General features: G+C 46.1%; 11 protein-coding genes and 1 pseudogene. 11 read left to right on the top strand and 1 reads right to left on the bottom strand.

Features of this window, described 5'->3' with window-relative positions; translation table 11 throughout:
• Positions 1 to 3 precede the first annotated feature (3 nt).
• The 10 genes and pseudogenes from P4S59_RS13145 to acpS all read left to right on the top strand — a co-directional run bounded on the left by P4S59_RS13145 (position 4) and on the right by acpS (position 8,636).
• Positions 4 to 630, top strand: a complete 627-nt coding sequence (locus tag P4S59_RS13145; RefSeq protein ID WP_012841405.1) for a sigma-E factor negative regulatory protein — start codon at positions 4 to 6, stop codon at positions 628 to 630.
• A complete protein-coding gene (gene rseB, locus P4S59_RS13140) occupies positions 627 to 1,592 on the top strand; it encodes a sigma-E factor regulatory protein RseB (RefSeq protein ID WP_005393918.1) in 966 nt (321 codons plus the stop codon). Before P4S59_RS13145 ends, rseB begins: the two co-directional genes overlap by 4 nt.
• Positions 1,589 to 2,059 carry a SoxR reducing system RseC family protein gene (locus P4S59_RS13135; protein WP_005384575.1) on the top strand — a complete coding sequence of 157 codons (471 nt, stop codon included), beginning with the start codon at positions 1,589 to 1,591 and terminating at the stop codon, positions 2,057 to 2,059. The genes rseB and P4S59_RS13135 overlap by 4 nt, the downstream gene beginning before the upstream one ends.
• A gap of 158 nt (positions 2,060 to 2,217) precedes the next feature.
• The gene (lepA, locus tag P4S59_RS13130; protein WP_005393909.1) at positions 2,218 to 4,011 is read left to right on the top strand and encodes a translation elongation factor 4; all 1,794 of its coding nucleotides are present in this window, start codon (positions 2,218 to 2,220) and stop codon (positions 4,009 to 4,011) included.
• Between the two features lie 104 nt (positions 4,012 to 4,115).
• On the top strand, positions 4,116 to 5,015 hold the full coding sequence (gene lepB / locus P4S59_RS13125) for a signal peptidase I (RefSeq protein ID WP_337168528.1): 900 nt from the start codon (positions 4,116 to 4,118) through the stop codon (positions 5,013 to 5,015).
• 20 nt (positions 5,016 to 5,035) lie between these two features.
• Positions 5,036 to 5,713: a ribonuclease III gene (rnc, locus tag P4S59_RS13120; protein WP_005393907.1), complete on the top strand. Its 678-nt coding sequence runs from the start codon at positions 5,036 to 5,038 to the stop codon at positions 5,711 to 5,713.
• Positions 5,706 to 6,668 carry a GTPase Era gene (gene era / locus P4S59_RS13115; RefSeq protein ID WP_006743309.1) on the top strand — a complete coding sequence of 321 codons (963 nt, stop codon included), beginning with the start codon at positions 5,706 to 5,708 and terminating at the stop codon, positions 6,666 to 6,668. Before rnc ends, era begins: the two co-directional genes overlap by 8 nt.
• 115 nt (positions 6,669 to 6,783) lie before the next feature.
• Positions 6,784 to 7,514, top strand: a pseudogene (gene recO, locus P4S59_RS13110) (DNA repair protein RecO).
• Positions 7,511 to 8,242 (top strand): pyridoxine 5'-phosphate synthase, encoded by a 732-nt coding sequence (gene pdxJ / locus P4S59_RS13105; protein ID WP_006743311.1) that lies wholly within the window; start codon positions 7,511 to 7,513, stop codon positions 8,240 to 8,242. Before recO ends, pdxJ begins: the two are co-directional and overlap by 4 nt.
• 13 nt (positions 8,243 to 8,255) lie before the next feature.
• Complete coding sequence (gene acpS, locus P4S59_RS13100; RefSeq protein WP_012841407.1) at positions 8,256 to 8,636, top strand: holo-ACP synthase; 381 nt, start codon at positions 8,256 to 8,258, stop codon at positions 8,634 to 8,636.
• 69 nt (positions 8,637 to 8,705) lie between these two features.
• On the opposite strand, the gene barA is transcribed toward acpS, so the two are convergent.
• Positions 8,706 to 11,381: a two-component sensor histidine kinase BarA gene (gene barA / locus P4S59_RS13095; RefSeq protein ID WP_443089046.1), complete on the bottom strand. Its 2,676-nt coding sequence runs from the start codon at positions 11,379 to 11,381 to the stop codon at positions 8,706 to 8,708.
• A gap of 314 nt (positions 11,382 to 11,695) precedes the next feature.
• Between barA and rlmD the strand changes: the two genes are divergently transcribed.
• A complete protein-coding gene (gene rlmD / locus P4S59_RS13090; RefSeq protein WP_337168527.1) occupies positions 11,696 to 13,015 on the top strand; it encodes a 23S rRNA (uracil(1939)-C(5))-methyltransferase RlmD in 1,320 nt (439 codons plus the stop codon).
• Positions 13,016 to 13,043: the final 28 nt, after the last annotated feature.

Genomic DNA, 13,043 nt, shown 5'->3' with positions numbered 1-13,043 from the left:
ATAATGGCTGACAAAGAAAAACTTTCAGCTCTCATGGATGGAGAATTGGTCGATAAGGCTTTAATTCAAGAGTTAGAGCAAGACCAAGAGAGCCGTGATGCTTGGCAGAACTATCACCTGATAGGTGATGTGATGCGTGGCGAAGCGCCAGCAAAACCTGAGTGGAATATTGCTGAAAGCGTGGCGTTAGCGTTAGAAGATGAACCTGCACACCGTGCGTTTGATGCGCACAGTGCAAATGTTATCTCAATCGCTGATACGCCAAAAGAGTCGCAACCAGAACCGCAAAAAGCAAAACGTCAGTTGCCAGGTTGGTTGACACAGTTTGGTCAAGTTGCTGTTGCTGCATGTGTATCGCTTGTCGTTATTTTAGGTGTACAGCAGTACGGTGGTAGCGATTCAATGTCGCCGCAAACAGATCAATTACCTGTGTTGCAGACAGTTCCGTTTGCTGGCAGCGCAGAGCCTGTGAGTTTAACTCGTGAGTCTGTTGAGCGTTCTGTAGGTGAAGCAAATATGCAAGAGCAACGTAAGCGTGTTCATGCTATGCTGCGAGACTACGAATTGCAGTTACGAATTAACAGTGATGCATCTCAACAAGATGCAAATCTGAATCCGGATATTGAATGAAAAAATTTCTGATCAGCGCTTGCGCTCTGTTCAGTATGATGTCTTCTCAAGCCTTTGCTGGTGATAAGCCAGCGGAGGCTTTATTGCATCAAATGAGCGAGGCGAGTAAGAATTTAAGTTACGAACTCTCTTATATCCTTATCAAAAAGAACAGCATTGAGCCGTTGCTGTATCGTCATGCGACGCATGGTGACGATCAATATGCTCATCTTGTTTATTTAAGTGGCCCTGTGCGCGAAGTGATTCGTCGTGGCACAGAAGTAAGCTATATCGAAACGGGTTTAGAACCATTCACCATCGAGTCAGGTAAAATGGTCGCTCCGACCATGCCTATGCTCAACACCAATATCGATGAGCTAAACTTGTATTACGACTATGTAAAAGTGGGTAGAGCTCGTGAAGCAGGTGTAGCAACACAAGTGCTGCGTGTCGTCCCTAAAGACGGTCTGCGCTATTCATACGTACTATGGATCGATGAAAAGAGTAAATTGCCGTTACGTGCCGACCTTGTGGACCGTGATGGTGAGATGCTTGAACAATATCGCACTATTTCTTACACGGTGAATCCAAAAATCGCAGAGTTAATGAGTGGCCTACAAGATGTTCAATTACCAGCTGTTCTCACCATGCCAAAAGGCGATATTGGAACCAGCAATTGGCAGGTAGGTTGGATCCCTGAAGGTTTCGAACCGAACGAGCTGAACCGCTATCGTATGGCCGTCACTAATCAAATGGTGGAGAGTCAGCTGTACTCTGACGGTCTATTTAGCTTCTCTGTTTACGTAGCAAACAAAGATGAGCATTCGTTAAAAGGTCAGTTGGTTCGCCAAGGCCGAAGAACGCTGCATAGTTTTGTGAGCGGTCAACATGAAATCTCCGTAGTTGGAGACATTCCGCCGACCACAGCACAGCGTATCGCTCAATCTGTCACATTTAATGTAACAAAGAGTAAACAACAATGATGACCGCGTTGGCTACTGTGACAGACGTACATCGTCGCGGTAAACAATACGAAATTGATTTAAGCTGCGAACAGCAGACCAGTTGCAGTAGTTGCTCTTCACAGAAAAGCTGTGGAACGGGCGTTGTGACTAAAGCCATTGGTAACAAGAGTTTATCTTGGCACCTGCGCACGGATAAATCAGTGAAGATAGGTCAAGTCGTCGAGATAGGCTTTCCTGAGTCGAGCCTGATAAAATCAGCAATGGCGGTTTATTTACTGCCGTTGTTTGGTTTGATTATCGGTGCGATGTTTGGTCACTTCCTATTAGCGCCGCTGACCGCGGGCGGGGAAGGTATCATCATATTGGCATCAGTACTATTTGCAGCTGGTGGAATGTGGATCGCAAAACGTGTTTCTCGTCCGTTAGAGGATGAATCCAAGCGCCAAGTTACCCTCGTTCGGGTACTTGGAGAGCCAATCCAGTAAGTGTTGTCCCCCTCCACTAAAGGTTATTTGGGTATGTACTTTAAATTACGTGCGCCCGTTAACGAAATTCGGTAGAATCTGCCAACTTGATTGAAATGCCGTCAGTAGATGGCGTTTCTTACTGTCCCTATTTGTAAAGAGTTAGTCACCCTAAATCTATGAAGCACATTCGTAACTTTTCGATTATCGCCCACATCGACCATGGTAAGTCGACCCTATCAGACCGTCTAATCCAAGTTTGTGGCGGGTTAACCGATCGTGAAATGGCCGCACAGGTTCTGGATTCTATGGATCTTGAACGTGAGCGTGGTATCACCATTAAATCTCAGAGTGTGACGCTAAACTACACCGCTAAAGACGGTGAAACGTATCAGCTGAACTTCATCGATACTCCGGGGCACGTTGACTTTGCATATGAAGTATCACGTTCTCTAGCGGCTTGTGAAGGTGCGCTATTGGTTGTAGATGCGGGTCAAGGTGTTGAGGCTCAAACACTGGCTAACTGTTACACCGCGATTGAGATGGATCTAGAGGTTGTGCCAATCTTGAACAAGATTGACCTACCAGCAGCCGATCCTGAGCGCGTGGCAGAAGAAATTGAAGAAATCGTTGGTATCGATGCAATGGAAGCAACCCGCTGTTCTGCGAAGACAGGCATCGGTGTTGATGACGTTCTAGAGAACATCGTATCAGCGATTCCAGCACCGGAAGGTGACCCAGATGCGCCATTACAAGCGCTGATCATTGACTCATGGTTTGATAACTATCTTGGCGTTGTTTCTCTAGTACGTATTAAAAACGGCGAACTGAAGAAGAACGATAAGATCAAAGTGATGAGTACGGGCCAAGTTTGGGGTGTAGACCGTCTTGGTATTTTTACGCCAAAACAAGTAGATACCGACATCCTTCGTACTGGTGAAGTAGGTTGGGTGGTTTGTGGTATTAAAGACATCCTTGGTGCACCAGTTGGTGATACGCTGACTATGGCTAAGAACGGCTGTGAAAAACCGCTACCAGGTTTTAAGAAAGTAAAACCTCAGGTTTACGCAGGTCTGTTCCCGGTATCTTCTGACGATTACGAGAACTTCCGTGATGCGCTGGGCAAATTAAGTCTAAACGACGCATCGCTATTCTACGAGCCAGAAAACTCAGCGGCACTTGGCTTTGGTTTCCGTTGTGGTTTCCTTGGCATGCTGCACATGGAAATTATCCAAGAGCGTCTAGAGCGTGAATACGACTTAGATCTTATCACCACGGCACCAACGGTAGTTTACGAAGTTGAAAAGACCGATGGTGAACTGCTGTACGTTGATAGCCCTGCCAAACTACCAGCGATCAATGATATTGAAGAAATTCGTGAACCGATCGCTCGTTGTAATATCCTGGTACCTTCAGAGTACCTAGGTAACGTGATCACGCTGTGTGTTGAAAAGCGTGGTACTCAGGTCGATATGGTTTACCACGGTAACCAGGTTGCCGTGACTTACGATATTCCAATGGCAGAAGTGGTACTGGATTTCTTCGACCGTCTGAAATCGACATCTCGTGGTTATGCGTCTTTGGATTACAACTTCCAGCGTTTTGAAGCTTCGAATATGGTACGTGTAGACGTTCTTCTGAACGGTGACACCGTTGATGCATTGGCGATGATCACACACAAAGACCAGTCTCAGACTCGCGGTCGTCAGCTGGTAGAGAAGATGAAAGAATTTATCCCTCGCCAAATGTTTGATATCGCAATCCAAGCAGCGATTGGTAACCACATTATCGCACGTTCAACTGTAAAACAGCTGCGTAAGAACGTAATCGCGAAATGTTACGGCGGTGACGTAAGTCGTAAGAAGAAACTTCTGAAGAAACAGAAAGAAGGTAAGAAGCGCATGAAGCAGATCGGTAACGTTGAGCTGCCTCAAGAAGCGTTCCTAGCCATCCTTCACGTAGGTAAAGACTAAAGTTGAACTTTGTCTCACACTTGTCGGTCTTAAGACGTTAGATATTAAAATAAGTGAAAGGGTTTCGGCTCTTTCACTTTCGTATTTTTAGATAAGGGAATTTAATGGCGAATACATTCTCACTGATGCTGGTTATTGCGACTTTGGTAACTGGCGTGGTTTGGCTATTGGAAAAGCTGGTTTTCGCGAAAAAGCGTCAGGAAAAACTGGCTGAGATTCAAGCTCAGACGTCTAATGGTTTGGATGCAGTGACCTTGCAAAAAGTTGAGCGTCAGCCTTGGTGGGTTGAAAATAGCGTCTCAATTTTTCCTGTGATTGCGTTCGTTTTAGTATTACGTTCTTTTATCTACGAACCATTTCAAATCCCATCAGGCTCAATGATGCCGACTTTGTTGGTGGGTGACTTTATCTTGGTAGAAAAATACGCCTATGGCTTGAAAGATCCGGTATGGCGCACGCAGTTAGTTGAAACAGGTAAACCTGAGCGTGGTGATATCGTGGTATTCAAATACCCGCCACAACCAAGTGTGGATTACATTAAGCGTGTTGTTGGTTTGCCTGGTGATATCGTGCGTTATTCAAGTGATAAGCAGCTTTGCGTGCAAAGCCAAGGTGAATCGGCGTGTAAACCAGTTAAACTGAGCAATGTTGAAGAAAGTCAGTTTAGCTCGAACGGTATTCCAATGATCCAACTGGATGAAAGATTGGGTAACGTGGAGCACAATATTTTGGTTAACCCTCTTGTTCGTAACCGTGTGGAGCAATACTTCCCACGTAGCGGCACGACAGAGTGGGTTGTACCACAAGGTCAGTACTTTGTGATGGGTGATAACCGTGACAACAGTGCTGACAGCCGTTACTGGGGCTTCGTTCCTGAAGCAAACTTAGTCGGCAAAGCTGTCGCCATTTGGATCAGCTTCGAGTTTGATCGTGGCGCAGATAGCGTTCTACCTTCATGGATTCCAACTGGTGTGCGTTTTAACCGCATCGGTGGTATTCACTAACCATTTTATATCGAGAGAGTATGAATTCTCCAATTGATAAACTAGAGAGAAAGCTCGGCTACCAGTTTCAAGATGCCGGGCTTATCAACTTGGCGCTGACTCACCGCAGCGCCAACAGTAAGCATAATGAACGTCTTGAGTTTCTGGGCGATTCAATTTTAAGTTTTGTCATCGCTGATGATCTGTACCATCGTTTCCCGAAAGTGAACGAGGGTGACATGAGCCGTATGCGTGCTACTTTGGTTCGTGGACATACATTGGCGGAACTGGGTCGTGAATTCGATCTAGGAGATTATTTAAAATTAGGTCCAGGTGAATTGAAGAGTGGCGGTTTCCGCCGAGACTCTATTTTAGCCGATGCGGTTGAAGCCATTATTGGCGCAATTTACCTAGACAGCGATCTTGAAGTCGTGCGAGGCATTGTACTGAGTTGGTACAACTCACGCCTTGAAGCCATTAAACCTGGCGTCTCACAAAAAGATCCCAAAACTCGCCTACAAGAGTTCCTACAAGGCAGAAGAAAACCGCTGCCTGTGTACACAGTGACTAATATTAAAGGTGAAGCGCACAACCAAGAGTTTACGGTTGAGTGTGAAGTAGCAGGTGTGGACAAGCCTGTAATCGGGAAAGGCACCAGCCGCCGCAAGGCAGAACAAGCGGCTGCTGAAACAGCACTTGAGCAATTAACAAATGGCTGATAACGAATTCGATATCGATGCGTTTTTCGCATCACAAGGTGAGCCAAGCTCGCCAGAAAACCAGCACTGTGGCTTCATTGCTATTGTTGGTCGCCCAAACGTAGGTAAGTCGACACTTCTGAACAAAATCTTGGGTCAGAAGATTTCGATCACCTCACGTAAGCCGCAAACAACACGCCACCGCATTATGGGTGTGGACACGGACGGCGATTACCAAGCGATTTACGTTGACACGCCAGGACTTCACATCGAAGAAAAGCGTGCGATTAACCGTTTGATGAACCGTGCGGCTAACTCATCTCTAAGTGATGTAAACCTAGTGTTCTTCTTAGTCGATGGTACGCATTGGACTAAAGACGATGAGATGGTGCTAACTAAGCTTCAAAAATCGAACTTCCCAGTTGTGCTTTGTGTCAATAAAGTCGACAACGTGCAAGATCGTAACGAAGTGATGCTACACATGGCTGAGATGTCTAAAAAGATGGACTTCGTTGACGTTGTGCCAATCTCTGCGAAGCAAGGGAAGAACATTGATGTACTGCGTAAGCACGTGCGTAATCACTTACCTAAAGCAACACATCACTTCCCAGAAGAATACGTGACTGATCGCTCTCAGCGCTTTATGGCATCTGAAATTGTGCGTGAAAAGTTAATGCGTTTTACGGGTGAAGAATTGCCATACTCGGTAACGGTCGAGATTGAACGTTTTGATTACAACCCAGAAACCGACGGTTTCCACATCAATGCCTTGATTCTTGTTGAGCGTAATGGCCAGAAGAAAATGGTGATTGGTAAAGGTGGCGAGAAGATCAAGACCATTGGTCGTGAAGCGCGTTTAGATATGGAAGAGTTGTTCGGTCGTAAGGTTTACCTAGAAACATGGGTAAAAGTGAAATCTGGCTGGGCTGACGATGAACGAGCACTGCGCTCGTTGGGCTATATCGACGATTTATAATCTTGGCTGCGAAGATGCTTCGCTCCAACATCGATGAAAAATTAGTATCGATTAAAATAAGGAGCCGCTCGGCTCCTTATTTTTTATTTCACACTTTTTAGGCACAATGACTTAGATGAGTAATCTGTCTTCCGAAGGTTTACAGCGCTGCTTTGTTTTACATCGCCGCCCTTACAGTGAATCGAGCTTAATCCTTGATGTATTCAGTGAGGAATATGGTCGAATGACTTTAATGGCCAAAGGCGCGCGCAGTAAGCGTTCGAACTTAAAAGGCGCATTGCAACCTTTTACTCCGCTGTTACTTAAATGGTCGGGGAAAGGTTCGATGAAGACTTTGCGTCAAGCCGAGCCGATAAGCCTAGGCTTACCGCTAACGGGCATTAATCTCTACTCTGCCATGTACGTCAATGAACTGATTGGTCGGATATTGATGGCTGAAGTGCCGATGCCAGCGCTATTTCATGATTATTTGCATGCGCTAACAGAGTTGGCACACAACGAGAACCCTGAGCCAGCACTGCGTCGTTTTGAGTTAGCATTGCTATCTGCGATGGGATATGGCGTAGATTTCTTGCACTGTGCAGGTACTGGCGAGCCCGTCGACCCAGAGATGACGTATCGTTACCGGGAACAAAAAGGCTTCATAGCTTCGGTTAGGCGCGATAACCTCACGTTTTTAGGGAATGAACTGATTGCTATCAGTGAGCGGCGGTTCGTCACTAAAGAGCAGCTAAAAGCGGCAAAACGCTTTACACGTATAGCCTTAAAGCCGTATCTTGGCGGCAAACCTTTAAAAAGTCGTGAATTTTTCATTCAGACCCCAGAGCACGGAGTAACGGAAAATGAGCTCAATTTATTTAGGCGTCAATATCGACCATATTGCCACTCTACGCAATGCACGTGGTACAAAATACCCTGATCCTGTTCACGCTGCAGAAATTGCTGAGCGTGCAGGCGCGGATGGTATCACAATTCACTTACGTGAAGACCGTCGCCATATTTTGGATCGTGATGTACGTATTCTGCGTGAAACCATTCAAACGCGTATGAATCTAGAGATGGCAGTGACAGACGAAATGGTTGAGATTGCGCTGCAAACTCAACCAGAGTTTGTGTGCTTAGTGCCTGAAAAACGTGAAGAACTGACGACGGAAGGTGGCTTGGACGTTGTGGGGCAGCTTGAAAAAATTAAAGCTGCGACGAAAAAGCTGACAGATGCAGGCATTAAAGTTTCACTCTTTATTGATGCTGACCGTCAACAGATTGAAGCTGCGAAAAAGTGTGGTGCTCCGTTTATTGAGCTACACACGGGTCATTATGCTGATGCGACGACAGAAGACGAACAACAAGCTGAACTGAAGAAGATTGCCGCTGGTGCGAGTTATGCTCATGACCTAGGTATTATTGTTAATGCCGGGCATGGCCTGACTTATCACAATGTCGCGCCAATTGCTGCATTACCAGAAATTTACGAACTCAACATTGGTCACTCAATCATTGGTCGCGCGGTATTTGATGGTTTGAATAAAGCGGTTGCGGACATGAAAGCACTGATGATTGAGGCACGCCAGTAATAGGGCTATCTAGATGGCGATTATAGGGTTAGGCACCGACATTGCAGAAATTGAGCGTATTGAAAAAGCGCTAGCTCGTAGTGGTGAGCCTTTTGCTCAGCGTATTCTTTCAGAAGAAGAAATGGCTAAATTTTCACAGCTTAAGCTGCAAGGCCGTTATCTTGCTAAGCGCTTTGCGGTCAAAGAAGCGGCCTCAAAAGCATTGGGGACAGGGATCGCGAAAGGGGTCACGTTTCACGATTTTTCCATCTCGAACGATGCGCTTGGAAAACCAGTACTCGCATTGACGGGCACAGCAAAACAAATAGCGGATGCGATGGGCGTTAACCACATTCACCTGTCCATTTCCGATGAGCGTCATTACGCTGTGGCGACGGTCATTTTTGAATCCTAGCTTGTAAGTCTTAAACAAAATACTAAAAAGCCAGAGCAGATGCTCTGGCTTTCTTGTCTCTCGAGCAGATTACTGTTCAAGGTATAATTTTGCAGTCGTTGTGACTTTAATCATTTCATCTTGCAGCTCGAACATTTCAGGCTCAACCTCCTCAAGACTGATCCCTGAGCGCAGTGCTTGCTCAAGCGTCGCACAGAGTGATTTCAGCCTAGGCACTCCGCAATATGAGCTACTGCCGTGCAGCTTATGGATGACATGAATTAGGTCATCACGGGAGATATCTTCTTGCTCCAGAGTTTGGTCAACGACTGCTTCTACTTCAGGGATGAACTCAATCAACATGCGCAGCATGTCTTTGGCGAGATCCTCTTTATTCGCGCTCTGTTTTAAGGCAGCTTGCCAATCAATAATCACATCCTGTTGAGGCGAAGAAACGGATTGAGGCGCGCTCCCTTCAGGCTCATCAACGTATGAAGGGGCGACTTTGCCAATGCTCTCTGTACAAGAATTTGGGTTCCAGTGAACCAAAACCTGTTGAAGCACATGCTCTTCAATAGGTTTGGTTAAGTAATCATCCATTCCAGCCGAGAGCAAGCGGTCTCTTTCACCCGCCATAGCATGCGCCGTTACCGCAATCACTGGCGTGTCTTTATTTAACTCCAACTCTTTAATGTGCTGACAAGCGGTCACACCATCCATTTGTGGCATTTGGATATCCATGAAGATTAAGTCGTACTTTTTCTCTGTCGCTAGGTTCACCGCTTGCTGGCCATTGCTACAGGCGGTGACGGTTTCTACTCGTTCGCGAAGCAGAGCGGAAATCAGCTTCAAGTTCGCTGGGTTATCATCCACCGCTAACACCGTCAGAGGTAAACGCTCCCCTTCGCTTGGCGTAATTGGAGCACTCAATGTTGGTGGTGATTCGACATGTTCGCTAATCAGGCTTTGTAGCAGTTTACGGCGAGACAACGGCTTCGTCAGGCATTGGACGTGATGCTCTGTCATAATTTGGTCGGCAAGTGCCAGTTCGGTACTCGGCGTCCCTAGGATCACACTCGGAGCCATGCGTTTCGCTTGTTCTATCCAAGGTGTAATGACGTCTGCATCATGCGTTTGATTCGCCGCTAAATTCAGTAATACATAGTCATATTGTTCTTCGTTTTTCGGTAGCGAAGAACGGTAGGTTACTAAGATACCTTCTTGACTTAGAATCTGTTGGGTTACGGATGCGGCTTGCATGTTTGGTTCAATCAACAGCAACTGCTTGCCTGTCAGAAGTTCCACTTCAATCAGTTCGCTCATCGGCATTTCGGTTGAGTGCAAGCGCACCGTAAACCAGAACGTCGAACCTTGGTGTAAGCGACTGGTTAAGCTGATCTCGCCACCCATCTGGCTTACCAATTTCTGCGTGATAACCAAACCTAACCCAGTGCCGCCGTAGCGACGTGAAATGCTGGCATCCGCTTGGCTGAACGCTTGGAATAATTGCGCTTGCTGACGTTCAGAAATACCAATACCAGTATCGCGCACCATGAATTGCAGTTCGACGGAGTCCCCAGATTGAGAGCGCATTTCAACACTAACATCAATGTTGCCTCGCTCGGTAAACTTGATTGAGTTACCGACCAAGTTCGTCAAAATTTGCTGGATACGTAGTGGGTCCCCAACTAAACCCGGTGGAATTTTAGGGTCCACTTTTAGGGTGATTTCTAACCCTTTCTCATGTGCACTCGTGGCTTGTAGGTTAATCACTTCTTCTAAACTTTCTCGGAAATCAAACGGAATGTTTTCCAGCGCCAGCTTACCCGCCTCAAGTTTCGAGAAGTCGAGAATGTCATTGATGATGTTCAGTAGATTGTTCGCCGACTTCTCAATCGTCTGTAGGTAATCAGTTTGGCTGTTAGAAAGCTGTGTTTTAAGCATTTGACGAGTAAAGCCAATAACCCCATTGAGCGGAGTACGCAGTTCGTGCGACATGTTCGCCAAGAACTCAGATTTAACCCTGGCCGCTTCTTGCGCGCGTTTCTTCGCGATATCTAACTCAACGTTCTGAATCTCTAGCTGCTCAAGCGTTTCACGCAAGTCTGATGTGGCTTGGTCTATACTGTGCTGCATCTCCACGTGATATTCCGATAGCGATACCGCCATGGCGTTAATACCGTTTTTCAGTTGGTCTAACTCACCGTGCATTTTACCTTCGATACGCACGTCTAGGTGACCACGGCGAATGCGGTCAACGACATTCTTCATGTGGGTGATAGGCTGGGTAACATCGTGCATCAGACGTGAAGCAAACACACTTGCCAAGCCAAGACCGAGTATAAGAACTAAAAAAGCAGAGAACACTTCTTGATACTGTTGCAGCCTTAAAGAGGAGAGATCTAACTCAACGGCAATATAACCAATTGCTTTAGTTCCTTGGCTTTCGTTCGACAGCTCAGCTAAATAGTGACCCTCGGACAAAATAGGTACGCGCAATATCAGTGAGTTTTCGTAGATTTCCGAATTGCCCAGTTGCGGGATCGGTTTATCTTTAGGGAACATCAAGGCTTCGAAATTAGGGTGAAAGTTAGATGTCACGAAGAGCTCATGATGTTCATCAAACACCGCGATACTACGAACCAGTTTAGAGTTTTTGCGATGGGCGTAGCTTATCAAGCGACGTACCGCCTCTCGGCTTTCTGATAGTAGATGAGTTTCACTGGCAATTGCTAACGGCTCAATGATGCTGTTACCAGTGGTGATAACTTGTTTCTCAAGATCTTGGTAGCGGTTGAAAGAGAAAAACCGCTCAGTAATAAACCAATGATGAGAGTGGGAGCGAGAGTCAGTGTAATTACACGTGCTCGTAAGCCATATCTGGTCATGTTATCTAATTACATCGGAGTCTGGATATGGGAAAATAACGCATTATTTCTCAAGCGCACGATAAGGCGTTGAGCAAAGAAGTGACGTCACCTAATAAACGGTAAGCATAATCAAGTCACTCGAATCACACAACGGCTGCAATCAAGAATAGTGAAGCCGAAGAGCAATTAGACATAAATCAGGCATAGAGCATGGCACGCATCTTTCAACCGAAAAAGAAAACCCAACTCAATACTCGTCATCAAGCGGTGCAAGTGGAGCGTTTAGATCACCACGGCGCAGGTATTGCTTACCTAAAGAAAAAACCGCTGTTTATTGATGGCGCATTGCCGGGAGAAGAAGTCGTCACACAATTAGTGGAAGAAAAAAGTAAATTTGCTCGCGGTAAACTGATTAAGATTCTCAAGCCGAGTGACACTCGCGTGGAGCCATTTTGTCCGCATTACCACGAGTGTGGTGGCTGTGATTTGCAACATCTAGATTATGACCAACAATTGACGTACAAACAGCAAACACTGCGTCAGCTGATGCGAAAATTTTCAGGCAATGATATCGAGCTTGATGCGCTATTATTAGGGGATTCACTGGCCTATCGTCGTCGTGCGCGAGTGAGCTTATTTGTCGATAAAAAAACACGTCAGCTACATTTTGGTTTCCGTAAAAAGCAGAGTAAGCAAATCGCGCAAGTGACCGACTGCCCAGTGCTGGCGCCGGAACTGAACGTTCTGCTTCCAGAGATTTATTCAGCACTAAAAGCGTTTAAAAAGCCGGAGCAATTGGGCCATGTAGAGCTGGTACTTGGTGATAATGGGCCGTGTATTACGTTGCGTCACTTGAGTGCTCTGACAGCGAGTGAAACTCAATCTCTAACGGAGCTGGCAAAACGTCGTAATGCATCGCTGTACTTAATGCCAGCAACAGATCAGCTAAACCTTGTTGAAGGTGATATGCCTTTTTATCAAGAAGTTGGCGTGAAAATTCCTTTTGCGCCAAATAATTTCATTCAAGTGAACCAAGCCGTAAACCAAAAAATGGTCAAGCAAGCGGTTGAGTGGTTAGACCCGCAAAAGAGTGACCGAGTGTTAGATTTGTTCTGCGGCGTAGGCAACTTCAGTTTACCGATTGCGAAGTTAGCTAAGCACGTGGTTGGGGTTGAAGGTGTTGCAGAGATGGTCGAAAAAGCCACAAATAATGCATCCTTGAACCAAATCAATAATGCGCAATTTTATCACGCTAACCTTGAGCAAGATTTTGAAGGGCAGGTCTGGGCGGCAGAACGGTTTGATAAAGTGCTGTTAGACCCAGCACGCGCGGGGGCAAGTGGGATCATCGATCAAGTTTCTGAGCTTGGCGCACAGCGTGTAGTTTATGTTTCTTGTAATCCTGCTACCCTTGCTAGGGACAGCCAAAGCTTGATGGAGCAAGGCTATAAATTAACTAAATTAGGTATGCTGGACATGTTCCCTCATACCAGTCATCTAGAATCGATGGCATTGTTTGAAAAGTCCTAACTTTAGGACTTTGGCCCCTTATTTGTGG

This window comes from Vibrio sp. M60_M70 (assembly GCF_037162085.1).
In the GTDB taxonomy this organism is placed as follows: Bacteria; Pseudomonadota; Gammaproteobacteria; order Enterobacterales; family Vibrionaceae; genus Vibrio; species Vibrio diabolicus.
Note: the sequence above shows the minus strand (reverse complement) of the source record. Positions and strands in the feature narration are given on the sequence as shown.